22 protein-coding genes are annotated in these 23,445 nt (G+C 73.8%); 10 read left to right on the forward strand and 12 right to left on the reverse strand.

Annotation, left to right across the window (positions count from 1 at the left end):
* Positions 1-34: 34 nt before the first annotated feature.
* On the forward strand, positions 35-769 hold the full coding sequence (locus ABEA04_RS01935; protein WP_345453948.1) for an SDR family oxidoreductase: 735 nt from the start codon (positions 35-37) through the stop codon (positions 767-769).
* Complete coding sequence (locus ABEA04_RS01940; RefSeq protein ID WP_345453951.1) at positions 766-1,662, forward strand: SDR family NAD(P)-dependent oxidoreductase; 897 nt, start codon at positions 766-768, stop codon at positions 1,660-1,662. Before ABEA04_RS01935 ends, ABEA04_RS01940 begins: the two co-directional genes overlap by 4 nt.
* Positions 1,663-1,929: 267 nt before the next feature.
* Here ABEA04_RS01940 and ABEA04_RS01945 read toward each other — a convergent pair whose 3' ends face one another.
* From ABEA04_RS01945 to ABEA04_RS01970, 6 genes are all read right to left on the reverse strand, one after another.
* Positions 1,930-2,955, reverse strand: a complete 1,026-nt coding sequence (locus ABEA04_RS01945; protein WP_345453954.1) for a LacI family DNA-binding transcriptional regulator — start codon at positions 2,953-2,955, stop codon at positions 1,930-1,932.
* 5 nt (positions 2,956-2,960) lie between these two features.
* On the reverse strand, positions 2,961-4,436 hold the full coding sequence (locus tag ABEA04_RS01950; RefSeq protein WP_345453957.1) for a glycoside hydrolase family 1 protein: 1,476 nt from the start codon (positions 4,434-4,436) through the stop codon (positions 2,961-2,963).
* On the reverse strand, positions 4,433-5,257 hold the full coding sequence (locus ABEA04_RS01955; RefSeq protein WP_345453960.1) for a carbohydrate ABC transporter permease: 825 nt from the start codon (positions 5,255-5,257) through the stop codon (positions 4,433-4,435). Before ABEA04_RS01955 ends, ABEA04_RS01950 begins: the two co-directional genes overlap by 4 nt.
* Positions 5,254-6,171 (reverse strand): carbohydrate ABC transporter permease, encoded by a 918-nt coding sequence (locus tag ABEA04_RS01960; protein WP_345453963.1) that lies wholly within the window; start codon positions 6,169-6,171, stop codon positions 5,254-5,256. Before ABEA04_RS01960 ends, ABEA04_RS01955 begins: the two co-directional genes overlap by 4 nt.
* Positions 6,172-6,317: 146 nt before the next feature.
* Positions 6,318-7,616, reverse strand: coding sequence for an ABC transporter substrate-binding protein (locus ABEA04_RS01965; RefSeq protein WP_345453966.1), 1,299 nt, complete (start codon positions 7,614-7,616; stop codon positions 6,318-6,320).
* Positions 7,617-7,835: 219 nt separating this feature from the next.
* Positions 7,836-8,393, reverse strand: coding sequence for an RNA polymerase sigma factor (locus ABEA04_RS01970; protein WP_345453969.1), 558 nt, complete (start codon positions 8,391-8,393; stop codon positions 7,836-7,838).
* A 117-nt stretch (positions 8,394-8,510) separates the two neighbouring features.
* Between ABEA04_RS01970 and ABEA04_RS01975 the strand changes: the two genes are divergently transcribed.
* Complete coding sequence (locus ABEA04_RS01975; RefSeq protein WP_345453972.1) at positions 8,511-9,527, forward strand: hypothetical protein; 1,017 nt, start codon at positions 8,511-8,513, stop codon at positions 9,525-9,527.
* On the opposite strand, the gene ABEA04_RS01980 is transcribed toward ABEA04_RS01975, so the two are convergent.
* Both ABEA04_RS01980 and ABEA04_RS01985 read right to left on the reverse strand, forming a co-directional pair.
* Positions 9,419-10,591, reverse strand: coding sequence for an AI-2E family transporter (locus ABEA04_RS01980; RefSeq protein ID WP_345453975.1), 1,173 nt, complete (start codon positions 10,589-10,591; stop codon positions 9,419-9,421). The two genes, ABEA04_RS01975 and ABEA04_RS01980, sit on opposite strands and share 109 nt — an antisense overlap.
* A gap of 34 nt (positions 10,592-10,625) precedes the next feature.
* Positions 10,626-11,651, reverse strand: coding sequence for a GlxA family transcriptional regulator (locus ABEA04_RS01985; protein ID WP_345453978.1), 1,026 nt, complete (start codon positions 11,649-11,651; stop codon positions 10,626-10,628).
* A gap of 104 nt (positions 11,652-11,755) precedes the next feature.
* Between ABEA04_RS01985 and ABEA04_RS01990 the strand changes: the two genes are divergently transcribed.
* Genes ABEA04_RS01990 through ABEA04_RS02000 form a run of 3 tightly spaced genes read left to right on the forward strand, consistent with a single transcriptional unit; the run spans position 11,756 to position 13,732 of the window.
* On the forward strand, positions 11,756-12,595 hold the full coding sequence (locus ABEA04_RS01990) for an alpha/beta fold hydrolase (protein ID WP_345453981.1): 840 nt from the start codon (positions 11,756-11,758) through the stop codon (positions 12,593-12,595).
* Entirely contained in the window at positions 12,592-13,257 is a 666-nt protein-coding gene (locus tag ABEA04_RS01995; protein ID WP_345453984.1) for an SDR family NAD(P)-dependent oxidoreductase, read from the forward strand. Before ABEA04_RS01990 ends, ABEA04_RS01995 begins: the two co-directional genes overlap by 4 nt.
* Positions 13,258-13,291: 34 nt before the next feature.
* Positions 13,292-13,732 carry a VOC family protein gene (locus ABEA04_RS02000; protein WP_345453987.1) on the forward strand — a complete coding sequence of 147 codons (441 nt, stop codon included), beginning with the start codon at positions 13,292-13,294 and terminating at the stop codon, positions 13,730-13,732.
* A gap of 76 nt (positions 13,733-13,808) precedes the next feature.
* Here the strand turns inward: ABEA04_RS02000 and ABEA04_RS02005 are convergent, their stop codons facing one another.
* The 3 genes from ABEA04_RS02005 to ABEA04_RS02015 form a co-directional block, all read right to left on the reverse strand.
* Entirely contained in the window at positions 13,809-15,419 is a 1,611-nt protein-coding gene (locus ABEA04_RS02005) for an OmpA family protein (protein WP_345453990.1), read from the reverse strand.
* A 123-nt stretch (positions 15,420-15,542) separates the two neighbouring features.
* Positions 15,543-16,166: a copper resistance CopC family protein gene (locus ABEA04_RS02010; RefSeq protein WP_345453993.1), complete on the reverse strand. Its 624-nt coding sequence runs from the start codon at positions 16,164-16,166 to the stop codon at positions 15,543-15,545.
* Between the two features lie 10 nt (positions 16,167-16,176).
* Positions 16,177-17,073 carry a hypothetical protein gene (locus ABEA04_RS02015; RefSeq protein ID WP_345453996.1) on the reverse strand — a complete coding sequence of 299 codons (897 nt, stop codon included), beginning with the start codon at positions 17,071-17,073 and terminating at the stop codon, positions 16,177-16,179.
* Between the two features lie 17 nt (positions 17,074-17,090).
* Between ABEA04_RS02015 and ABEA04_RS02020 the strand changes: the two genes are divergently transcribed.
* Positions 17,091-18,527, forward strand: a complete 1,437-nt coding sequence (locus ABEA04_RS02020; protein WP_345453999.1) for a YcaO-like family protein — start codon at positions 17,091-17,093, stop codon at positions 18,525-18,527.
* Between the two features lie 204 nt (positions 18,528-18,731).
* Here ABEA04_RS02020 and ABEA04_RS02025 read toward each other — a convergent pair whose 3' ends face one another.
* Positions 18,732-19,433, reverse strand: coding sequence for a DUF7255 family protein (locus ABEA04_RS02025; RefSeq protein WP_345454002.1), 702 nt, complete (start codon positions 19,431-19,433; stop codon positions 18,732-18,734).
* Positions 19,434-19,471: 38 nt separating this feature from the next.
* Here ABEA04_RS02025 and ABEA04_RS02030 point away from each other — a divergent pair, with 38 nt between their 5' ends.
* The 3 genes from ABEA04_RS02030 to ABEA04_RS02040 all read left to right on the forward strand — a co-directional run bounded on the left by ABEA04_RS02030 (position 19,472) and on the right by ABEA04_RS02040 (position 23,402).
* Positions 19,472-20,689, forward strand: a complete 1,218-nt coding sequence (locus ABEA04_RS02030) for an HNH endonuclease signature motif containing protein (protein ID WP_345454005.1) — start codon at positions 19,472-19,474, stop codon at positions 20,687-20,689.
* A 56-nt stretch (positions 20,690-20,745) separates the two neighbouring features.
* On the forward strand, positions 20,746-21,039 hold the full coding sequence (locus ABEA04_RS02035) for a hypothetical protein (RefSeq protein ID WP_345454008.1): 294 nt from the start codon (positions 20,746-20,748) through the stop codon (positions 21,037-21,039).
* A 68-nt stretch (positions 21,040-21,107) separates the two neighbouring features.
* Positions 21,108-23,402 (forward strand): arylsulfatase, encoded by a 2,295-nt coding sequence (locus ABEA04_RS02040; RefSeq protein ID WP_345454010.1) that lies wholly within the window; start codon positions 21,108-21,110, stop codon positions 23,400-23,402.
* The last annotated feature ends 43 nt before the right edge of the window (positions 23,403-23,445 follow it).

Below are 23,445 nucleotides of genomic sequence, written 5' to 3' on the forward strand. Positions count from 1 at the left end.
CCGCACCCACCCGCCAACGAACCCAGGAGGACCCATGACCACCCCGTCCCGCGTCGCGATCGTCACCGGAGGATCGGGCGGCATCGGCCGCCCCGTCGTCGAGCGGCTCGCCGCCGACGGCCTCGCCGTCGTCGTCGCCTACTCCGGCAGCGAGGAGCGCGCCCAGGAGGCCGTCACCGCCGTCACCGAGGCGGGCGGAACCGCCACCGCGGTGCGCGGCGACCTCGGCGACGAGGCTGACGTCGCGCGCCTGTTCGACGAGGCCGAGGCGGCGTACGGCGGCGTCGACGTCGTCGTCAACACCGCCGGCATCATGCTGCTCTCGCCGATCGCCTCGTTCGACGTCGACGACTTCGACCGCATGGTGCGCACCAACCTGCGCGGCACCTTCCTCGTCAGCCGCGAGACCGTGCGCCGTGTGCGCGACGGCGGCGCGCTGCTCAACTTCTCCAGCTCGGTCGTGAAGCTCGCGCTGCCGGAGTACTCCGCCTACGCCGCCACCAAGGGCGGCGTCGACGCGCTGACGCTCGTGCTGGCGCGCGAGCTGCGCGGCCGCGACGTCACCGTCAACACGGTCGCGCCCGGGCCGACGGCCACCCCGCTGTTCCTCGACGGCAAGCCGCAGGACGTCGTCGACCGGCTCGCCGCGGCGCCGCCGCTCGAGCGGCTCGGCACCCCCGACGACGTCACCGAGCTCGTCGCGTTCCTCGCCGGCCCCGGCCGGTGGGTCAACGGCCAGGTGCTCTACGTCAACGGCGGCATCGCATGAGCGGGCAGACCGTCGTCGTCACCGGCGCCTCCAGCGGGTTCGGCGACATGACCGTGCGCGAGCTCGCCCGCGACGGGCACCGTGTGTACGCCGGCATGCGCGACGTCGGCGGCCGCAACGCCGCGGCCGCCGCCGACGCCCTGGCCTTCGCCGAGGAGCACTGCGTCGACCTGCGGCCGGTCGAGATGGACGTCGGCGATCAGGCGTCCGTCGACGCCGCGGTCGCGACGATGCTCGACGAGAGCGGTGCTCTCGACGTCGTGGTCCACAACGCCGGCCACATGGTGCTCGGCCCCACCGAGGCGTTCACGGTCGAGCAGCTCGCGGCGGCCTACGACGTCAACGTGCTCTCGACGCAGCGGGTCAACCGCGCGGTGCTGCCGCACCTGCGCGAGCGTCGCTCCGGCCTGCTCGTGTGGGTCGGGTCGTCGAGCACGCGCGGCGGCACGCCGCCCTACCTGGCGCCGTACTTCGCGGCCAAGGCCGCCGAGGACGCGCTCGCGGTCAGCTACGCCGCCGAGGTGGCGCGCTTCGGCATCGACACGGTGATCGTCGTGCCGGGCTCGTTCACCAGCGGCACGAACCACTTCGCGAACGCCGGTCACGCCGCCGACACCGAGGTCGCGGCCGCCTACGAGGCCGAGTACGCCGGGCTGATGGACGAGGTCGGCGCCCGGCTGGCCGAGCTGTCGCCGCCCGACGCCGACCCGCGAGTCGTCGCCACCGAGATCGCGCGCGTGGTGGGCCTGGCGCCCGGCACCCGCCCGTTCCGGGTGCACGTCGACCCGGCCGACGACGGCGCCGGGACCGTCAACGCCGTCGGCGACCGGGTGCGGCGGGAGTTCTACCGGCGGGTCGGGCTCGAGGACCTGCTGACGGTCCGGACGGCCTGACGCCCCCGAGCGCTCGCGACGGAGGGCCGGGGGTCTCGAGGCTCGTCGCCAGCGCTCCTCGCACCTCGACCATCGTGCCGGCCGGTCTGACGGTGGTCGAGGTGCGAGGCCGGCCACGGCCGAGCCTCGAGACCTCGAGACCTCGAGGCGAACGTTCTCGTGCAGGGCCGGTGGTTTCGACGACGCTCGTTCCTCGCTGCTCAACCACCGGGAACGCCGCTGGTCGAGCAGGCCCGAGCGTCTGCGCGAGGGGACGGCGGCGCGGCCTCAGGCGCTCTCGCGCCGCACCAGGGACGGCGGGAAGACGATCCGCATGGCGCGCGGGCCGCCGTCCAGCTGCTCGATCAGCAGCCGGGCGGCCTGCTCGGCCATGTCGCCGACGGGGGCGTGCACGGTGGTGAGCGGCGGCGAGGTGCGCTCGGCGACGCCGATGTCGTCGTAGCCGACGACGGCCACGTCGTCGGGCACCCGGCGTCCGGCCCGGGCGAGGGCGCGCAGCGCACCGACGGCCATGAGGTCGGAGGCGACGGCGAGGCCGTCGAGGTCGGGGTGCTCGGCGAGCAGCTGCTCGGCGGCCGCCTCGCCGCCGGCCTCGGTGAAGTCGCCGTGGACGACGGCGTCGTCGGCGAGCCCGGCCTCGCGCATCGCGCTGCGCCAGCCGCGCAGCCGGTCGACGCCGGCGGTCATGTCGGCGGGGCCGGCGACGGTGCCGATGCGCCGGCAGCCGCGGGCGATGAGCGCCTCGGTGGCCTGGCTGCCGCCGGCGACGTTGTCGGTGTCGACGTAGGCGACGCGGTCGATGCTGGTCCACGGCCGCCCGACGAACACGCACGGCAGCCCCATGCCGGCGAGCTGGTCGCTCAGCTGGTGCTTGCGGTGGTGCGAGACCACGATGGCGCCGTCGATGTGGCGGTTGCGCAGGTAGCGCAGCATCCGCTGCTCGTCGTCGCCGGGCCCGGCCAGCAGCATCACCAGCTGCAGGTCGCGGGCGCCGAGCACCCGGCTCACGCCGCTCAGCGTGCGGGCGAAGAACGGGTCGCTGAACAGCACGTCGTCCGACTCGGGCACCACCAACGCGACCGAGTCGGTGCGGCGGGTGACCAGGCTGCGTGCGGCCGGGTTGGGCGCGTAGCCGAGGGCGCGGACGGCGGCGTCGACCGCCGAGCGCGCCCGCGGGCTCACCTTCTCGGCGCCGTTGATGGCACGCGAGGCCGTGGCCCGCGAGACGCCCGCCATGCGGGCCACCTCGTCGAGGGTCGGCAGCGGCGCCGCCCGCACGCTCTCGTCGACCACGCGGGTCACGGTAATGGCTCGATCCGCCCCGACGCGGCGACGCGGGCGTACCAGCGGGCGCTCGCCTTCGGCGTCCGCACCTGCGTCTCGTAGTCGACGTGCACCAGGCCGAACCGCTGGCCGTAGCCGTAGGCCCACTCGAAGTTGTCGAGCAGCGACCACGCGAAGTAGCCGCGGACGTCGACCCCCGCCGCCATCGCCTCGTGCAGCGCGCGCAGGTGGGCGGCCACGTAGGCGAGGCGGCCCTGGTCGTCGACGTGGCCGTCGACCACGGCGTCGGGGTAGGCGGCGCCGTTCTCGGTGATCCAGATCGGCGGGACGTCGTACTCCTCGCGCAGCCGCACCAGCAGCCGGGTCAGTCCCTCGGGCTGCACCTCCCAGCCCATGCCGGTGCGCGGCAGCCCGCGGCTGACCTCGGTGACGTGCTCGGCGCCGGGGAACGGCGAGCCGCTCGGCAGGTCGGGGTGGCGCACGCCGCCGTCGTCGGGTGCCGGGTGCGGCCGGCCGGAGTGGGCGGCCCCGTTGTAGTAGTTGACGCCCAGCACGTCGAGCCGGCTGCCGATGACCGCGAGGTCGCCGTCGTGGACGACGTCGTGCCACGGCCGCCCGTCGAAGGTGAGCGCCGCGGTGTCGGCCAGCACGTCGTCGGGGAGGCGCCCGCGCAGCAGCGGGTCGAGGAAGACCCGGTTGAACAGGCCGTCGACCCGGCGGGCGGCGTCGTGGTCGAGCTCGTCTGTGGGGTCGGCCGGGTCGGCGACGGTGAGGTTGAGCGTGATGCCGAGGTCGGCGTCGGTGCCGTCGGCGCGCAGGGCCTGGACGGCGAGCCCGTGGCCGAGCAGCAGGTGGTGCGCGGCGACCAGCCCGGCCGCACCCTCGCGTCGTCCGGGAGCGTGGCGGCCCGAGGTGTGGCCGAGGAAGGCCGAGCACCACGGCTCGTTCATCGTGGTGATCGTCGGCACCCGGTCGCCCAGCGCGTCGTTGACCGTGCGCGCGTAGTCGACGAAGCGGTGCGCGGTGTCGCGGGTGGTCCAGCCGCCGGTGTCCTCGAGCGCCTGCGGCAGGTCCCAGTGGTAGAGCGTGATCCACGGCGTGATGCCCGCGGCGAGCAGCTCGTCGACCAGGCGCCGGTAGAAGTCGAGCCCGGCCTCGTTGACCGCGCCGCCGTCGGGTCGCACCCGGGGCCACGCCACCGAGAACCGGTAGTGGCCGAGGTTCAGCTCGCGCAGCAGGGCGACGTCGTCGCGGTAGCGGTGGTAGTGGTCGCAGGCCACGTCGCCGGTGTCGCCGCCGACGACGGCGCCGGGCACGCGGGCGTAGGTGTCCCAGATCGACGGCGTCCGCCCGTCCTCGGCGGCGGCGCCCTCGATCTGGAAGGCCGCGGTGGCGGCGCCCCAGCCGAAGCCGGCGGGGAACTGCAGCCCGGTCGACGCGGCGCCGGCGGGGGCGGTGGTGGGGGCGGGGGGCGTGTCGAGCTCGGTCATCCCTTGAGGGCTCCTTGCATGATGCCGGCGACCAGCTGGCGGCCGGAGAGGACGAACAGGAGGAGGAGCGGCACCGTGGCCATGGCGGTGCCGGCGAGCACGAGCGCGTAGTCGGTGGTCTGGCCCTGCCCGGTGAGCGCAAGGCGGTCGAGCGCGATCTGCAGCGTCTCGGTCTTCTGCAGCGCCACCAGCGGCCACATGTAGTCGGTCCACACCTGCATGAAGGTGAACAGGAACAGGATCGCCATGGCCGGCCGCGCGGCCGGAACGGCGACGGTCCAGAACGTGCGCAGCATCGAGCAGCCGTCCATGCGGGCGGCCTCGACCAGCTCGAACGGCACCGCCTCGAGGAGGTACTGGCGCATGAAGAAGACGCCGAACGCCGTCACCAGCGTCGGCAGCGCCACCGCGAAGAGGGTGTCGAGCATGCGGTAGTCGCGCATCAGGATGAACAGCGGCACGATCGCGAGCTGCGTCGGCACCGCCATCGTCATGATCACGAAGGCCATCAGCCCGTCGCGGCCACGGAAGCGCAGCTTGGCGAAGCTGTAGCCGGCGAGGGTGGAGAAGACGACCACGGACGTCGCGCACAGCGTCGAGACGACGAGGCTGTTGAGCAGGGCCTGCCAGAACTCGATGGTGTCGAGCACCCGGCTCGCGTTGGCCAGGAAGTGACCGCCCGGCAGGATCGGCGGCGGCGTCTCGAGCGCGCGTTCCTTGGTGTGCGAGCCGATGACGAACGACCAGTAGAGCGGCAGCGCCGAGCCGACGACGAACGCGGCGAGCAGGCCGTAGACCAGGGGACCGGGGCGGCGCGTCACATCGACCTCCGTCGGGTGAACCAGCGGGTGAGGGCGTAGTTGGCGACGGCGAGCGTGATGATGAACAGGAACAGCAGCCACGCGGCGGCCGAGGCGCGTCCGTAGAACTGGTCCTCGATGCCCTTGACGTACACGTAGAGGGTCATCGTCATGTACTGGTGGTTGGCGCCGCCCTCGCGCTGCGGGGTGTCGTCGAACAGCCGCGGCTCGGTGAAGATCTGCAGCCCGCCGATGGTGCTGGTGACGATGACGAAGATGACCGTCGGCCGGATCATCGGCAGCGTGATGTGCACCAGCTGCCGCAGCCGGCTCGCGCCGTCCAGCGCGGCGGACTCGTAGACGTCGCGCGGCACCGCCTGCATCGCGGCCAGCAGGATGAGCGCGTTGTAGCCGGTCCAGCGCCAGTTGACCATACTCGCGATCGCGGCGTGGCTCCACCAGCGCTCGACGTGCCAGCGGATCGGCTCGAGGCCGACCGCGCCGAGCAGCTCGTTGATGACGCCGGAGCGGTCGGCGAACAGGCTGCCGAAGATGAGGACGGCGGCCGTCGGTGCGACCACGAACGGCAGCAGCACGCTGATGCGCCACAGGGTGCGGCCGCGCAGCTGCGAGTCGAGCAGCGCCGCGACGCCGACGGCCACCACGATCTGCGGCACCGACGACATCACGAAGATGCTGAGGGTGTTGACCAGCGACTTCAGGAACACCGGGTCGTCGAGCACCCAGCGGAAGTTCTCGAGCCCGACGAACCCGCCGCGGGAGTACTGCGTGCGGTCCCACTCGTGCAGCGAGAGCCAGCCGGTGTAGAGCAGCGGGAACAGCCCGACGACGGCGAAGACGACGAAGAACGGCGAGACGAACAGGTAGGGCGCCAGCCGCACGTCCCAGCGGGAGCGGCGCTGGCGCCGCAGCACCCGGCGCTCCTCGCCCGCGGGCCCCCGGGAGCCACGCGGGCTCCCGGGGGCCCGGCCGGCCCGGTCGTGCCGGTCGTCACCACCGGGCTCCGGTGACGTCGACAGGGGTGCGGGCTGGACGGCGGAGCCGGCGTCGGCCGGCGGCGTCACTGCAGCGCGGCCACGTCGGAGACGAACGTCGTCCACGACTCCTCGGGCGTCGCCGAGCCCTCGTCGACGCGGTCGACGGCGGCCTGGAACTTGCCGAGGATGTCGGAGTACAGCGGGCCCTGGTAGGGCTGGACGTCGATGGCCTCGGCGCGGTTGGAGTAGATCTCACCGACCGGGGCGTCGTTGAAGTACTCGTCGCTGGCGCTCAGCAGGTCGGGGCTGTCGAGCGCGGCGACCTGCGAGGGGAAGTTGCCCTGCGAGGCGAAGACCTGCAGCTGCTGCTCGGGCGCGGTGATCCACTCGATGAACTCCTGCGCCTCGGCCTGGTGGGTCGAGGTCTTCGGCACCGCGAGGAACGAGCCGCCCCAGTTGCCACCGCCGCCGGGGAAGGCGTCGGCGATGTCCCACACGACCCCGCCGGCCAGCTTGCCCTGGTTGTCGCGGATGTTGCTGCGCATCCAGCCCGGGCACGGGATGGTGGCGAAACCGTCGTTCTTGAACGACGCCGTCCAGTCGTCGTTCCACTGCTTGTTGCGGGTCGAGAGGCCCTCGGCGTTGCCGGTGACGGTCTGCCAGACCTCCTGCAGCTCGGGGTTCTCGACGTCGACCGTGCCGTCCTCCTTCTCGAAGGGGAAGGCGACCTGGTTGAGCATGGCCTGCGCGATCGAGCCGGAGGAGTCGTACCAGGCGGCGTCGGACTTCGCGGTGAACTCCTCGCCCAGGGCGTAGAAGTCCTCCCACGTCGTCATCCGGGCGGCGACCTCCTCGCGGTCGCTCGGCAGGCCCGCCTCCTCGAGCAGGTCGGCGCGGTAGCAGATGGCCTCGGGGCCGGCGTCGGTCGCGTAGCCGAGCAGCTGGCCGTCGGGCGTGGTGGCCGCCTGCTCCTTGAAGTCGAGCCAGCGGCCCTCGACGTCGGGGTCGCTGAGGTCGACCCAGCGGTCGGGCGCCGCGACGAGGGCCGGCATGAAGTCGCCCTCGATGGCCACGACGTCGGGCAGCCCGGCGTTGGCCTGCAGGTTGGTGTTGAGCTCGTTCTTCCAGTCGTCCCAGAGCGAGACCTTGGTCTGCTCGACCTGGATGTCGGGGTGCTCGGCGTTCCACTGCTCGATCAGCGGGTCGTAGCCGAACTCGCCGAAGGTGGTGATGGTGATGGACTCACCCTCGGCGAGGTCCTCCTGCTCGGCGGACTCGGCCGGGTCGCCGCCGGAGCCGCAGGCGGCCAGCGTGCTCGCGAGGACGAGGGCCGCGCAGGCGCTCCCGCCGAGGCGGCCGAGGCCGCGGGGTGTCGACTTCATCATGGGTCTCCTGGTGCGGTGGTCGATCTGGTGAGTCGCGGTGAGCGGTGGGTGGGAGCGCTTCCACCAACGCGGTGGCAGGACCCTGACACGACGGCTGCGGTGTGTCAACGGTCACGCCGAGAATCGCTCGAGTAGGCGGCTCGGCTCGCTCTCGCCCCGCGGGCTAAGAGTGGAAGCGCTCCCACCTGATGCGCCGCCACGGCGCGGTCGAGCGGGTCAGGAGAGGCCGGCGTCCCCGAGGTGGGAGCGCAGGCGGCCGAGTGCGCGGTGCCGGGCCACCCGGACGGCGGTCGGTCGCATCCCGAGCACCTGCGCCGTGGCGGCGACGTCGAGCCCGACCACGTCGATGCAGGCGACCACCTCGGCCTCACGGGGGCTGAGCAGCGCCAGCAGTCGGCGCGTGCGGTCGCCGCCGTCGACGGCGTCCGTGCCGTCGGGGACGGCGCCGAACGCGTCGGCCGACTCCTGCACGTCGAGCGGGTCGGTCGCGCGCCGCAACGCCTTGCGTCGGCTGTTCGAGGCGTGGTTGCGGGCGATGGTGAACAGCCACGGCGCGAAGTCGTCGTCACCGCCGCGCAGCTCGCCGATCTTGCTGGCCGCGGTCAGCCAGGCCTCGGAGGCGACGTCGTCGGCCGAGCTGGCGGCGTCCGTGTGCGGCAGCGAGCGCAGCCACGCCACCAGTCGCGAGGCGTGCAGCTCGTAGAGACGACGCCAGGCCTCGTGGTCACCGGCGCGAGCGGCGGCCACGAGGACGTCCGCCTGCCTGCCGGCCATGAGTCCGTGCCCCTCCGATGCTCCCGACGTCCTCTGCAGCGCGGACGGGTGGCCCGGTCCCCGATCGTCTCGCGGCCAGAGCGTAACGATGCGCTCCGGTCGCGACATGATGGAGGGATGAAGCAGCGTCCGTCCCGCTCCGAGGTCGCCCGCGCGTTGCGGGCCGACCCCGGTGAGGCACGGGTCGACGAGGCGTTCATCGCCCGGCTCGCGGACGCCGCACGCACTTCTCCCGTGGCTCGTGCCGTGCGTCCGCGAGCCCGGCTCCGGCTCGCCACCGCCTCCCTCGGCAGCACCGTGGTGCTCGTGGGCGGCGGGCTGGGCATCGCCTACGGCGCCGGCCTCGCCGAGCCGCCGTGGTCGCCCGAGCCGAAGCCGCAGCTGCCGACGGCGCCGCCGACCTCGGCCCCGGCCAGCTCGGCACCGGACACCACGGCGCCGGGCGGCACGGACGACGCGGGCACCGACGACGCGGGCACGGCCCCGTCCGGCCCGGACGACGGCGGTGCCGCGCCGACGACCACCCCGCCGGTGGCGACGCCGTCGTCCGACCCGTCCGCGACCACGACCGCCGAGCCGCTCACCACGCCCCCGCTCACCACGCCCCCGACGCCCCCGACGCCGTCCGACGAGCCGCCCAGCCCGCCGCAGACGACCCCGCGGGTCCCGACGTCACCGTCGACCGCGCGCGGCCCCGGTGGCCCGCCGGACGACGTGCAGGGCAACGGGCAGGAGAACGGCCAGGGCGACGGCCAGGAGAACGGCCAGGGGCCGGGCACCGGTCGCGGTGAGGGGCAGGAGAACGGTCAGGGTCCCGGCACCGGACGGGGCCAGGGCCACGGGCACGGCAACGGCAACGGCCAGGGCAACGGCAACGGCCAGGGCAACGGCAACGGCAACGGCAACGGCAACGGTCAGGAGAACGGCCAGGGCCCCGGCACCGGCCGCGGTCACGGCCAGGAGAACGGGCAGGGCCCCGGCACCGGCCGCGGTCACGGCCGGAGCGAGACGCATCCCCTCGGGCGTCACGTCCTGGGCGACGGCTCGCCTTCCGGGTCGGGTCCGTGGACCGTCTCGGGCTCGGGGTCGCGCAGCCCGGGCGCGGCGCGCTCGGTGACCACCTCGTCGAGGTAGCGCAGCACGACCGCGACCACCGCCACGAACGGCACGGCGAGGAACGCGCCGGTGATGCCGAACAGCGTCGAGCCGAGGGTCACCGACAGCAGGACGACGGCCGCGTGCAGCTGCATCGACTTCGACTGCAGCCACGGCGAGAGCACGTTGCCCTCCAGCTGCTGCACCAGCACGATCACGACCAGGATGACCAGCGCGCCGGTCAGCCCGTCGGAGACCAGCGCGACCAGCACCGCCAGCGCCCCGACGACGAACGCGCCGACGATCGGCACGAACCCGCCGAGGAAGGTCAGGATCGCGAGGGGGATGGCGAGCGGCACGCCGACGATCAGCAGTGCGGTGCCGATCAGCACCGCGTCGACGGCGCTGACGATCGCCTGGGTGCGGATGTAGCCGCCCAGCGTCTTCCAGCACCGGCGCATCACCTCGGCGAGGTGGGCACCGGTGCGGTCGCCGGCCACGCGCTCGACGAGCGGGATGAAGTGGCGGCCGTCCTTGAGGAACAGGAAGGTGAGGATGAGCGTGATGACCACGGTGACGGTCATCGACGTCGCCGCACCGACGCCGGTCAGGACGCCCGAGGCGATGGCGTCGCCCGAGCTGCTGAGGCGGTCCTGCACGGCCTGGATGGCGGCGTCCACCTGGTCGCGGGTGATGAAGTCCTGCGCCTGCACCCAGTCCTGCACGTCCTGCAGGCCGGCGCGGGCGTCGTCGAAGATGTCGCCCGCCTGACCACCGACGGCGGGCGCGATGGCGAAGCCGATGGCCACGAGCGCGCCGAGACCGCCGAGCAGCACCGAGGCGGCGGCGAGCGCGGGTGGGAACCGCAGCCGCGCCTCGAGCCACCGCGACGCCGGCTGCAGCACCGAGGCGAGCAGCAGCGCCAGCGCGACCGGCAGCACGATGCTCCACAGCCGCCCGACCACGAGGCCCAGGACGACGACCCCGGCCGCGATGAGCAGCCAGCGCAGGCTCCAGCGCGCCGTCCACGCGATGCCGTCGCCGATCACCTGGGCTCGCGCGGGCCGCTTCTGGAGCGCGGGGGACGGCGGCCGGGTGCCCATGTCTCCACTCTCGCGGGGCAGGTGGGGCGACCCCTCACCCGGTGCGGTGACCCGAGCCCGAGGAGTCGGTAGCCGCCTCGGGCCACGACGAGGCGATGGCGAGACGCCGTCGGCGGATCTGCTCGGGCGTGGTGCCGCGGCGCCGGCGGATCAGCGTGGCCAGCGTCGTGGCGTCCTGGTAGCCGACGGCGCGCGCGACGTCGGCGACGCTGAGGTCGGTGCTGCGCAGCAGGTCGACGGCGCGTTCGAGGCGCACCTGTTGCACGTAGCGCACCGGCGGCATCCCGAAGGAGGCCGCGGTGAGCCGCTGCAGGGTGCGCTTGCTGACGCCCAGGTCGGCGGCGAGCCGCCCGATGTCGAGGGGGTCCGCGATCCGGTCGCGCACGGCCTGGTCGAAGGCGACCAGCACGGGGTCGGTGGCCGGCAGCAGGCTGGGGCGCACCAGCTCGGCCTGTCGGGGGCGGTCGCCGACGGCGAGGTAGTCGCCCACCGCCTCGGTGAGGCTCGGGCTGACCCGGCGCACCGCGGCCAGGGCGAGGTCGAGGTGCGCGAGCGCGGCGCCCGCGGTGGTCACGGTCTCGTCGACGACCAGCGCCGCCGACTCGTCGAGGTCGACGTCTGGGTAGCGCTGTCGGAAGACCGGGCCGAGCCACCAGCTGGTGGTGGCGGCCCGGCGGTCGAGGATGCCGGCCTCGGCCAGCACGAACGTGCCGCTGCACGCCGCCGAGGTGGCCACACCGCGCCCGTGCAGGGTGCGCACGTCGGGCAGGTCGCCCATCGTCGTGACCACCTCGACCACGTCGTCGGCGCTGACCACCCCGAAGCCGGGGACGACGAGGTGGTCGGGCGGGTCGTCGAGCACCTCGGCCAGCGGGTCGGCGTCGATGGCGAGGCCGTAGGCGCTGCGCACCTCCGGCCGGCTGGCGCGCACCGAGACCTCGAACGGCGCGATGTGCGGGTCGATGCGGTCGCGCAGCAGGTTGGCCGCCACGAACACGTCACGCACCAGGCCCAGGCCGGAGTCGGCGACGCCGTCGACGACGAGGATGACGACCCTCATGTCGCAAATGCTAGGTGATTCGGCGTGTACGCCACTGGTGTGGGTACCGGACGGACCGCACGCTGGAGGGGACGCCGCTCGACGACGACTCTAGGAGGAGCGACATGACCGAGGTCACCGCCCATTCGGGCCTACTGCGCACGGTGAAGGTGCACGTCGACGACAGTGGCGGCCCCGGACGTCCGGTGCTGCTCATCCACGGCTGGCCACTGTCGGGCGAGTCGTGGTCGGAGCAGGTCGGCGCGCTGCAGGCGGCCGGCTACCGCACGGTCGCCTACGACCGCCGCGGCTTCGGTCGCAGCGACAAGCCCCGTGGTGGCTACGACTACGACACCCTGGCCGACGACCTGGCCGCGGTGACCGACGAGCTCGACCTGCGCGACGTCACCCTCGTCGGCTTCTCGATGGGCGGCGGCGAGGTGGCCCGCTACGTCACCCGCCACGGCCAGGAGCGGCTGCACAGCGTGGTGTTCGCGGCCGCCGTGCCGCCCTACCTGGCGCAGACCGACGACAACCCCGACGGCCCGCTCGACGACGAGACGGCGAACGGGATGGAGTCGGGCCTGAAGAGCGACCGCGACGCCTTCTTCGACCAGTTCACGACGCAGTTCTTCTCCGCCGGCGACGAGCTGAAGGTCACCGAGCAGCAGCGCCAGGAGGCCGTCGCGCTGTGCCACCAGTCCGACCAGCGCGCCGCGCTCGCCTGCATGGAGTCCTTCGGCACCACCGACTTCCGCGGCGACCTGCCCGCCATCACCGTCCCGACGCTGGTGCTGCACGGCGACGCCGACGGCGTCGTCCCGCTCGAGGGTTCCGGCGCCCGCACCCACGCGGCCGTCCCGCACTCCGAGATCGTCGTGCTCGACGGCGCGCCGCACGGCTGCAACGTCAGCCACGCCTCCGAGTTCAACCAGGCCCTGCTGGGCTTCCTGCGGTCGGCATGACGACGCTCGCCATCATCGGCGCCGGCCGCGGCCTGGGCGCGGCGGTCGCGCGTCGCTTCGGCCGCGAGGGCTTCACCGTCGGGCTCATCTCGCGGCACCAGGGGCGGCTCGACGCCCTCGCCGCCGAGCTGGCCGACGACGGCGTCGAGGCGCAGGGTTTCACCGCCGACGTGCGCGACCCCGCCTCGATCGCCTCCGCGCTCGAGCAGGTCACCGAGACGCTCGGACCCATCGAGGTGCTGCAGTACAGCCCGTTGCCGCAGAAGGACTTCATGCGGCCCGTGCTCGAGACGACGCCCGCCGACCTGGTCGGCCCCGTCGAGTTCTCGATCTACGGCCCGGTGGCGGCGGTGCACCAGGTGGTGCCCGGCATGCGCTTCCTGGGCGAGGGCCGTGGCTCGATCCTGTTCGTCAACGGCGGCTCGGCGGTCGAGCCCGGCCGCGACGTCACCGGGACGTCGGTCGCGTTCGCCGGCCAGGCCGCCTACGCCCGGCTGCTGCACGAGGCGCTCGGCGAGGAGGGCATCTACGTCGGGCAGCTGATCATCGGCGGCCGCATCATCGCCGGTGACGCCGAGAAGGACCCCGACGTGCTCGCCGACATCCTGTGGCGCATGCACACCGAGCGCACCGAGTTCCGCACCCAGGTCAGTGAGGACTGACCCCGATCCCGACCGCCCACCCGAGGAGCAGGACATGAGCGAGACCCCGATCGCCCGACCCACCGCCATCCACCACGTGCGACTGACCGTGACCGACATCCACCGCTCGAAGGCGTTCTACCAGCTGCTGCTGGGCCCCGAGACCGCCTTCGACTTCAGCGACCGGGTCGACGAGCCCGGCGTCACCGAGGACCCCTCGCAGCTCTACGGCGGCGCGGGCTTCACCATCGGCGACCAGCTGCTCGGCCTGCGCCCGGTGGCGTCGTCCGGCGACACCTTCGACTCCACCCGCGTCGGGCTCGACCACCTGAGCCTGCAGGTCGGCTCGGAGGACGAGCTGCGCGAGGCAGCTGCCCGCCTCGACGAGGCCGGCGTCGAGCACGGCGAGGTCACCACGCTCGAGGAGACCGGCATGGTCATCCTCTCGGTCCAGGACCCCGACGACATCAACATCGAGCTGGTGCACATGCCCTGACGCACCTCGTGAGCACGACGAACGGCCCCGGCGTGGTGCACGCCGGGGCCGTTCGGTCTCAGAGGTCGTCGACCGGTCAGGCCGGGAGGTCGATCGTGAGCTCCTCGCTGGGCTTGGAGTAGCGGTCCCCGAGGACGGCGCGCACCCGGATGGTGTGGTCGGTCTGGTAGCAGGGGCCGGCGGGAGCGGCGCACGCCGGCACGTCGACGGCGCCGAAGTACAGCCGGCCCCGCTCGTCGGTGGCCGGGTCGGAGCCGTCGCTCGCGATGTCGACCCAGGCGCCGCCGTCCACCGAGGCCTGGTACTCGGTGAAGATCGGCACGGTGCCCTGGTAGTGCTCGACCCGGACGCGGTCACCGGCGACCCACCAGGCGCGGTGGACGATCGGCTGGCTCGAGTCGAGCACCTCGACGTCCTGGATCGCGAGCTGGCCGCCGCTGTGGCCGTTCGACGCCTGCACCATCACGGTGTAGGTGCCGGAGGGCAGGTCCTCGGCCGAGGCGCTGGTGGCGTCACCGCCCAGCTCGGTCCACGAGGAGCCTCCGTTGAAGGAGATCCAGTAGTTGGTGATGGGCAGGCCACCGTCGTCGACCGGGGCGCCCCAGGTCGCGTCGATGGTGCCGTGGCCGCCCTCGAGCGCGAGGTCGGTCGGCGCCGACGGCATGCCGTAGACGGTGGTGGACTGCTTCTGCGACGGCGCGCCGGCGCCGATCGCGTTGACGGCGCGCACGGCCAGCTCGACGGTCGAGCCGTTCGTGACGCCGGGCAGGTAGCCGTAGTGGTCGCCGCAGCCGCCGCGGCACATCCGCGGGATCCGGACGCCGCGGACGGCGGCCCGGCTCAGCTCGGTCTGCACCGGCGACCAGCCGGCCCCGGTGCTGACCTCGTAGCCGGTGATCGGGGAGCCGCCGTCGTCGAGCGGGGTGTTGAACGTGTAGTAGACGGTGCCGTCGGAGCCGCCGACGTAGAGCAGCTCGGGCGCACCGGGGACGTCGGCGGTCGGCTCGACCGGCGGCGGGGGCTGCATGCGGGTGACGGCGACGACGACCCGGCGGTTGAGGCGCCGGGCGTCGGAGGTGGCGCCGACGGCGGCGGGCCAGGTCGGGCCGTAGGAGACGGTCGAGGTCTCGAGGCCCTCCACCTGCTGGCCGAGCATGCGGCAGACCGCGGCGGCGCGGCCCGCGGCCAGCGTGGCGTTGCGGTCGACCGCGCCGGCGTAGTCGGAGTAGCCCTCGCAGCGCACGGCGGCGGCGTCGTCCAGCGCGGCGGCGAGACGGGTGAGCTGGTTGCGGGCCGGTCCGGTGAGCTTGACGCTGTTGAGCGAGAACAGGCCGGTGCCGTCGAGGGTGACGGCCTGGCCCTTGGTGAGCTGGTGGCCGAAGGCCAGGCGCATCGGCACCGCGAGGGCGCCGTTCCTGGTGCGGTTGACCGCGCGGGTCTGCTGCAGCTTGCCGCCCTTGAACGACGACGGGTCGGCGGGCACGGGGATGAGCGTGCGGCGCTGGCCCGGCGACATCGGGTCGACGAACCAGTCGGGCGGGACGAAGGTGGCAACGCTCGGCGCCGCGGTCGTGAGGGTGGTGCTGGGAGCGGCCGTGGCCGGGGCGGGAGCCACGGCGAGCACGGCGAGACCGGCGGCGGCCGCGGCGAGGGCCGCGACCTTCCGGCTCGGGAGGGCAGGCGACATCGTCGACCTCTCGGTGTGGGGGAGGGGACCGGGTCCGAGGGAGGGTCCGGCCCGCCGGTGCGGGCCGCCAGGGGGATCGGCCGGCCCCCGGTGCCGCTTGAGGGGTGGTCTAGCGCGCGGGGCTCAGGCGCCGGGTCGGGTGCGGCGCCACCACAGGACGCCGCCGACGCTCGCGAGCACGCCCGCACCGACGATGACCCACACCAGCGTGGAGTCGCCGCCGTCGTCGTCCGCGGCGGCGCTGCTCTCGACCGGCTCGACCGGCTCGGCGCCGTCCGGGCTGGCGGAGTCGGACTCCTCGGGGGTGAGCGTGGAGCGGCCGGTGGGCGCGCCGCTCGGGTCGGCGCCCTCGACCGGCTCGCCGACGGCGAAGCGGGACTCGCCCGCGAGCTCGTGGCCGTCGGTGGAGGTGGCGCGGTAGGTGATCGAGTACTGGCCGGGGCCGCCGAGGTCGCTGATGCGCTGGATGACGGTGTCGCCCGAGACGATCGCGGTGCCCGACTGCTGCTCGCTGCCGTCGGGGCCGATCACGGTCACCTCGGCGACGGGCTCGAGCTCGCCGGCGAACTTGAGTGTGATGCCCGGCGGGGTGTCGTCGAGCTGCTCGTCGGGGCCGGGGTCGGAGGAGACCAGCGTGACGTGGGCGTGCGCCGGCGTCGTGGTGGCCCAGAGGGCCAGCGCGGTCGCGAGGACGGTGGTCAGCAGCAGCAGCGCGGCGCTGAGCGCTCGCCCGATCGAGCTCGTCACGGGCGTCAGGCTAGTCGCCGGTGTGACGCTCCGCACGCGCGTCCGGGATCGTCTCGAGCGACCAGTTGCTGATCAGGTGCGGCACGCCGAGCCCGCGCAGGGTGCGGTTGCCGAGGTGCCGCTCGTCGAAGCGCGAGCCGCCGAGCCAGGCGCCGACCCGCGGCGGGCGGCCGGCGAGGTCGGTGAGGCGGGCGTGGACGTCGGTCACCTCGCGGGCCAGGTCGGCCTCGGTGACGTCGTCGGCGCGGGTGTGGCTCGCGGTGTGGAAGCACAGCTCGTGCTCGGTGGCGAGGTCGGCGAGCTCGGCGTCGCTGAGCCCGGCGGCGCCCGGCTCGTCGTCCGGGCGGCGGAAGAGCGGGAAGAACCAGGCGCGCAGGCCGAGGCGGTGGCACAGGTCGGCGCCGAACAGCGCGGCGTCGCGGTAGGAGTCGTAGAACGCGACGACGATGCGCGGGCCGGGGGCGGGCGCGGCGAGGTCGGAGCCGAGGTCGACGGTGGGGCCGAGGTCGCGCAGCCGTCGCAGCCGGCGCTCGACGTCGGGCCGGTTCTCGGGCGGGACGTCGTGGTAGTTGCAGGCGACGACGGCCGACGTCGGCAGGGTGTGCGCGCTGCCGTCGGCGAGGGCCTGCTCGCCGAGCGCCGACTGCAGCAGGTAGCCGTCGGGCGAGAACAGCGGCGGGGGCGCGGGGTCGAGCCCGAGCTCGTGGGCGGCCGCGGCGGCGTCCGGGCCGAGGGGCTCGTCGTCCGCGAGGGCGGCGGTGGTGAGCAGGCGGACGGCGGCGCCCCCCGGCTCCTCGAGCTGGGCCAGCACGAGCCGCCGCAGCGGCGACGGGTCGGCGTCGTCGGGGCTGTCGGGGTCGCTGAAGTCGCGTGCGTCGGAGGGCCGTCGGCCCGGGCTCACCGCCATGGGGTCACCGTAGGAGGGTGGCCACCACCCCGGAGAGCATCGTCGACGCCTTCAGGGGCGCCCTGCGCCCGTTCGGCACCGTGCTGGAGTTCGGGCTCGAGAGCCTCGACCGCACCGGCCTGCCGGTCAGCAACGCCTCGCTGCTGGTCGACGGCCGGCTGACCCACCACGGCAACGGCTACGGGACGACGTCCGCCACCGCGCTGGTCGGCGGGCTCGGCGAGCTGGTCGAGCGGGTGGTCGGGGCCGACGGCGTCCGGCGATTGCGCGCGTCGGCGGAGCACGGGTCGCGGCGCGAGCTGGTGGCGCGGCACGGTTCGTCGGCGGTGGTCGACCCACGGCTGCTCGCGCTGCCGGCGGGGGCCGACTGGTCGGAGGATCGGCCCGGGGAGTGGCTGCCGCTGGCCGACGTCCGCACCGACGAGCGGGTGTGGGTGCCGGTCGAGCTGGTGGCCAGCGACGCGACCGAGGCTGCGGGCGTGGCCGACCCGCTGCTGCCGTCGGTGACCAACGGGCTGGGCGCCGGCCTCGACCGCGAGCGGGCGCTGGCGCACGGCCTGGGCGAGGTGCTGCAGCGGCACACGAACGGGCTGCGGTTCCGCTCGCTCGACCGGCTCTCGCCGGCCATCGAGGACGACGGGCTGCCGCCGTCGGTCGCGGCGCTCGTGGCGCAGCTGCGGGCCGTCGGCATCGACCCGGTGCTCAAGGTGGCGAGCACCGGGCTCGGCGTCTGCTCGACCTACGTGATGGGCCGGGACGACGCCCCGCCCGCCCCGATCGCGCTCTCGGGCTGCGGCGAGGGCGCGCACGCCGACCCGGCCGCCAGCCTGACCAAGGCGCTGCTGGAGTTCGCGCACTCGCGGGCGCGCAAGGTGTTCTGCTTCGGCGAGCCGTCCGCCGTGCTCGGGGTGGCGCCGGCGGCCTACCGCGACGCGATCGACCCGCGGGTGGGCGACGAGCGGTCGGCGTCCGAGCTGCGGCGGTGGTCGGGGCTCGGTGCGGCCGAGCTGGGGGCGCTCGTGCTGCCGGAGGTGTCGCGCTCGGTGCCGTTCGCCTCGTTGGCGCCGTCGGGCGCGGCGCCGACGTCCGACGCGCCGTCAGACGTGCTCGCCCACCACCTGCACCACCTGGCCGACCACCGCGTGCTGGCCGCGACCTACGAGCGCGACGGCGTCGTGGCCACCAAGGTGCTGGTGACCGGCCTCGACGTCGAGACCCTCGCCATGGGCCGCCTCGGCGAGCACGGCGTCCGCGAGTCGTTGCACCACGACCTCGACCTGGTGCGCATCGCGCCCGAGCCGGTGGGAGAGCACCGCTCTCGCGTGCACCTCACCCCGGACGCCGAGGACCGCCTCGGCGGGGCCGCGTGGTTCTCCTACGCCGCCGCCGAGCGCATCGTCGGCCGCCAGTACCCCCAGTACCGCGAGCCCGGCCGCCACAGCGTCGTCGTCTGACGGACGGCGGTGGTCGAGGTGCGAGGAGCCCTGGCGACGAGCCTCGAGACCCCGGCCGTCGACGCGAACGCCCCACGCGGACCCTGAGCCTGTCGAAGGGCCCCGCGGTCGACGCGAACGCCCCCACACGGACCCCTGAGCCAGTCGAAGGGACCCGGCAGTCAATGCGAACGCCCCACACGGACCCTGAGCTTGTCGAAGGGTTCAGACCGCGCGCCGGACGACGAGCGCCACCACCTCGGCTGGATCGACCTCGGCCCGCCCCTCCAGCATCTCGCCCAGCGTCCGCCCGCCGACGTCGTCCCACACCGACAGCCGCGCCAGGCGCAGGTCGGTGGTCAGCGCCACGACGTCCTTGAACGCGTCGTACAGCGCGCGCTGCTTCCACCGCGACGCCCCGAGCCCTCCGTCGAGGTCGCCAGGCGGCGAGGACCCGCCGAACAGCCGGTCGCTCGACGGGTTGGCCCACCGCTTGCCCCACGTCGCAGCCCTGAGGCACTCCGGTTCCCGGACGCCGCACAGCTCGCGGTAGTCGTCGCACCAGGGCAGCGCCGCCGCCCACTCGCCTTCGAGCGTGGCCGCGCGGTAGCGGTTGAAGTGCAGCTCCTCGTCGAGCTCGATCACGGTGCCGCCGGCGCACAGGTCCCAGGCGCCAGGGCGGAGCGTCGGCTGCTCATTCGCCCCGCCCAGCTCGCGGTAGAGCCCCACGACCAGCTCGGCCGAGTCGTCGTCGAGGTGGCTGAGACGTGGCGCAGGAGGACGTGGACTCGACGTCAGGCCACCCCGTTCGAGCTGGTCGGCAAGGACGGCCGCGCGGGCACCGGTGCGAACCACGGATCCATGATGCGCCCGTGCTTGTCGAGGGTCGAGAATATCCCCAAGAACCCTGTGGTTGAGCGGGATCACCGGCCCGAATTGTCAGTGGTCGCGGCTTGAATGGGGTCATGGCGAAGGACGCGCACACCGACGAACCGGGGCACCCGATCCCGGCGGCGGTGGCGCGTGCTCGGGCGGCGGTGCGGACCGTGGCCGACGTCCCGGCCTGGTCCTTGAGCGGATCGGAGACGCGGGAGGCGTTGGTCGGCATCGCGCAGGCGCGGGCGGCGCTCGACGAGCTCGAGGCGCGGCTGCTGAGCGAGGGCGATACGAGTGGGGCGTTCGCCGAGGTCGGTGCCACCTCGGCGGCGGCGTGGCTGGCGCACGCGACCCGAATGACGCGCCGCGAGGCGCGCCGCCGGGTCGCCCTGGCCGGCGTGCTGGCCGACCTCGAGACGACGCGCGAGTCCATGTCGGCTGGGCAGATGCTCGCCGACCAGGCCGCCGAGATCGGCGCCGCCGTCAGTGCGCTGCCGAAGCAGCCCGAGGTAAGGCAACGCTGCGAGAAAGAGCTGGTCCGCCTGGCCGAGCACCACGACGCCCGCGAGCTGAAGATCCTCGGCCGCCGCGTCCTCGAGGTCGTCGACCCTGCCGCCGCCGACGCCCACGAAGCCGCCCTCCTCGAAGCCGAGGAGAAGGCCGCCGCGAGAGCGACCTCGTTCTCGATGTGGGACGACGGCACCGGCACCGTCCGCGGCCGGTTCACGCTCCCGGCCCTGGAGGGCGGGATGCTCCGCAAGGCACTCACCGCGATCGCCGCCCCCAAGCACCAGCGAGCAGTCGGCCAGACCTACGGCCGCACCCGACCCAGCCCCGAACGCCTCGGCCAGGCCTTCGCCGAGTACGTCACCCGCTACCCCGCCGACAAGCTCCCCCACGCCGGCGGTATCAACGCGACCGTCGTAGTCACCATGACCCTCGACACGCTCGAGGGCGGCCTCGGCGCCGCCACCATCGACACCGGCGGCCGACTCAGCGCCTGCGCCGTCCGCCGGCTCGCCTGCGAGGCCGGGCTCGTGCCCATGGTCCTCGACGGCGCTTCACAACCCGTTGACGTCGGACGGCAGCAGCGGTTCCACACCCAGGCCCAACGCCTCGCCCTCGCCGTCACCCAACGCCACTGCCAGGCCCCCGGCTGCGACGTCCCCGCCTGGCTCTGTCACGTCCACCACGACCAGCCCTGGCACACCGGCGGCCACACCAACGTCCGCGACGCCCGCCTCTACTGCCCCCGCCACCACACCCTCGTCCATCGCGAGCCCCCGGCGCCGGTGCCGCGACGGTGAGGGTCATCGCGACGATCACCACCTCACAAGAGGCCGGTGGCTGACACCATCGCGCCGTGACCGAGCCCAGCACCAAGCGCACACCCCTGAGCCGAGCCGAGTTCCTGCAGTTCAACCGGCGGTGGACCGACGAGGACCGCGCCGTCATCCAGGAGCACCTCGACGCCACCGGCGCCGCAACGTTCGAGGAGGTCGACCCGCCGGGCTACAACCACTACGTCGAAGTCAGCGATGCCGACGGCAACGTCCTGATGCACGTGTCGAAGGGGACGATCTATCGCGACGGCGACAAGCACCGTCTGTCGACGACGCGCGGCGGCCGTGGGGGTAGTCGCGCCGAGACTGGCTGAGCGCGTCGAACGGCGCCGCACCCACCCCCGTCGTTGCGCCCCCACCACCCCTGCCCCACAGTTGCCCCGTGCCCGACCGCACCCGCCTGCCGCTCGACGTCGACACCGGCACCCGCCCGATCCGACCGGTGGAGGCGCCGTCCACCTCGCCGAACGTGGTGATCGTGCTGGTCGACGACATGGGGTTCGGGGCGTCGTCCCCGTTCGGCGGCCCGTGCGAGATGCCGACGGCGCAGCGGCTGGCCGACGAGGGGCTGCGCTACAGCCGGTTCCACGTGACGCCGCTGTGCAGCCCGACGCGGCAGGCGCTGATGACCGGCCGCAACCACCACTCGGTGGGCATGGGCGTGACGAGCGAGATGTCGACGCCGGAGCCCGGCTACCACGGCTACCGGCCGGCGTCCGCGGCGACGATCGCGCAGATCCTGGGCGGCAACGGCTACTGCACCGCCGCGATCGGCAAGTGGCACCAGACGCCGCCGGTGGAGGTGAGCCCGTCGGGGCCGTTCCCGCGGTGGCCGATGGGGGAGGGGTTCGACTACTTCTACGGCTTCATGGGCGCCGAGATGAACCACTGGTACCCGCAGCTCTACCAGGGGCGGTACGCCGTCGAGCCCGACCGGCTGCCGGAGGACGGCTACCACCTCACCGAGGACCTGGTGGAGCACGCGATCTCGTGGATCGAGAACCAGCAGGCGATCACGCCGAACCGGCCGTTCTTCACCTACGTGGCGCTGGGTGCGACGCACGCGCCGTTCCACGTGGCGCCCGAGTGGCGCGACAAGTACGCCGGTCGCTTCGACGGCGGGTGGGACGCGCAGCGCGAGGCGACGCTGGCGCGCCAGAAGCAGCTGGGCGTCGTCCCGGACGACGCGCGGCTGGCGCCGTGGGCGCTGGGGGTGCCGCACTGGGACGAGCTCGACGAGACCGAGCGGCGCGTGGCGGCGCGGTTCATGGAGACCTACGCCGGCTTCGCCGAGCACGCCGACGCGCAGGTGGGGCGGCTGGTCGACGCCCTCGACGACATGGGCGTCCTGGAGGACACGCTGATCCTCTACCTGCTGGGCGACAATGGCGCGTCGGGCGAGGGCGGGCCGCGCGGCACGTTCCGCGAGCACCTGGTGGGGCACGGCATCCAGGACGACACCGCCGACATGGCCGCCCGCCTCGACTCGCTCGGCGACCCGACGACGTACGCGATCTACCCGGCCGGCTGGGCGCTGGCGATGAACACGCCGTACCCGTGGACCAAGCAGATCGCGCACCTCGGCGGCACGCGCGACGGGATGATCGTGCGCTGGGGCAACGGCATCCGGTCGCGCGGCGAGGTGCGGCACCAGTGGAGCCACGTCATCGACGTCCTGCCGACGATCCTGGAGGCGGCCGGCGTGCCCGAGCCCGAGACGGTGGGCGGGGTGCCGCAGCAGCCGATCGAGGGCACCAGCTTCGCCTACACCTTCGATGACGCCGACGCGGCCGAACGGCACACGACGCAGTACTTCGAGATGATCGGCAACCGCGGGATCTACCACGAGGGCTGGACGGCGGTCACCCGCCACGGCATCCCGTGGGAGATGGTCACGTCCGACAAGCGGGCCTTCGAGGACGACGTGTGGGAGCTCTACGACCACTCCGAGGACTGGAGCCAGGCGGTCGACGTCGCCGCGCAGCACCCGCAGCGGCTGGCCCGGCTGCAGGAGGTCTTCGACTACGAGGCCGAGCGCTTCCACGTCTACCCGCTCGACGACCGGGTCACCGAGCGCGAGAACCCCGAGGTCGCCGGCCGCCTCGACCTGCACCTCGGCCGTTCGTCACTGGCCTTCGGCCCGCGCGTCGGCCGGCTCACCGAGGAGGCGGCGCCGAACGTGAAGAACCGCTCGCACGTCGTCACCGCCGACCTCGAGCTGATGTCGGGCCACAGCGGCGTGCTGGTCGCGCAGGGCGGTCGGTTCGGTGGGTGGTCGCTGTACGTCGTGCGCGGGGTGCCGCACTACGCCTACAACTTCGTCGGCCGCGACCTTACCGTCGTCCGCGGCGGCAAGCCGATGCTCCCCGGCCGCCACGACGTCGTCGTCCGCTTCGACTACGACGGCGGCCCGCCCGGCAGCGGTGCCGACGTCACCCTCGAGGTGGACGGCGCCCAGGTCGGCACCGGCCGCATCCCCACCACCACCGCCTACTACTTCTCCTTCGACGAGACCTTCAACGTCGGCGTCGACCGCGGCACCCCGGTCGTCGACGACTACCCGCCCGTGCGCAACGCGTTCGAGGGGCTGATCCACCGGGTGCAGCTCGACCTCGACGAGGTCACCGACGCCGGGACCGAGGCGGAGCGGGGGCGGGTGGTGATGGTGCACCAGTAGGTGCAACTGGGCGGACCCCGCCCGTCGACAGGCGCGGCAATGG

The organism is Nocardioides marinquilinus (assembly GCF_039543705.1).
GTDB classification, from domain to species: Bacteria; Actinomycetota; Actinomycetes; order Propionibacteriales; family Nocardioidaceae; genus Nocardioides; species Nocardioides marinquilinus.

What these genes read in the sequence shown, in the direction of transcription:
- ABEA04_RS01935 (WP_345453948.1), top strand. Translation starts at nt 35, where the DNA reads ATGACCACCCCGTCCCGCGTCGCGATCGTCACCGGAGGATCGGGCGGC.
- ABEA04_RS01975 (WP_345453972.1), top strand. Translation starts at nt 8,511, where the DNA reads ATGAAGCAGCGTCCGTCCCGCTCCGAGGTCGCCCGCGCGTTGCGGGCC.
- ABEA04_RS02015 (WP_345453996.1), bottom strand. Translation starts at nt 17,073, where the DNA reads ATGGCGGTGAGCCCGGGCCGACGGCCCTCCGACGCACGCGACTTCAGC.
- ABEA04_RS02000 (WP_345453987.1), top strand. Translation starts at nt 13,292, where the DNA reads ATGAGCGAGACCCCGATCGCCCGACCCACCGCCATCCACCACGTGCGA.
- ABEA04_RS01965 (WP_345453966.1), bottom strand. Translation starts at nt 7,616, where the DNA reads ATGAAGTCGACACCCCGCGGCCTCGGCCGCCTCGGCGGGAGCGCCTGC.
- ABEA04_RS01940 (WP_345453951.1), top strand. Translation starts at nt 766, where the DNA reads ATGAGCGGGCAGACCGTCGTCGTCACCGGCGCCTCCAGCGGGTTCGGC.
- ABEA04_RS02030 (WP_345454005.1), top strand. Translation starts at nt 19,472, where the DNA reads ATGGCGAAGGACGCGCACACCGACGAACCGGGGCACCCGATCCCGGCG.
- ABEA04_RS01950 (WP_345453957.1), bottom strand. Translation starts at nt 4,436, where the DNA reads ATGACCGAGCTCGACACGCCCCCCGCCCCCACCACCGCCCCCGCCGGC.
- ABEA04_RS01970 (WP_345453969.1), bottom strand. Translation starts at nt 8,393, where the DNA reads ATGGCCGGCAGGCAGGCGGACGTCCTCGTGGCCGCCGCTCGCGCCGGT.
- ABEA04_RS01995 (WP_345453984.1), top strand. Translation starts at nt 12,592, where the DNA reads ATGACGACGCTCGCCATCATCGGCGCCGGCCGCGGCCTGGGCGCGGCG.
- ABEA04_RS01980 (WP_345453975.1), bottom strand. Translation starts at nt 10,591, where the DNA reads ATGGGCACCCGGCCGCCGTCCCCCGCGCTCCAGAAGCGGCCCGCGCGA.
- ABEA04_RS02005 (WP_345453990.1), bottom strand. Translation starts at nt 15,419, where the DNA reads ATGTCGCCTGCCCTCCCGAGCCGGAAGGTCGCGGCCCTCGCCGCGGCC.
- ABEA04_RS01990 (WP_345453981.1), top strand. Translation starts at nt 11,756, where the DNA reads ATGACCGAGGTCACCGCCCATTCGGGCCTACTGCGCACGGTGAAGGTG.
- ABEA04_RS01985 (WP_345453978.1), bottom strand. Translation starts at nt 11,651, where the DNA reads ATGAGGGTCGTCATCCTCGTCGTCGACGGCGTCGCCGACTCCGGCCTG.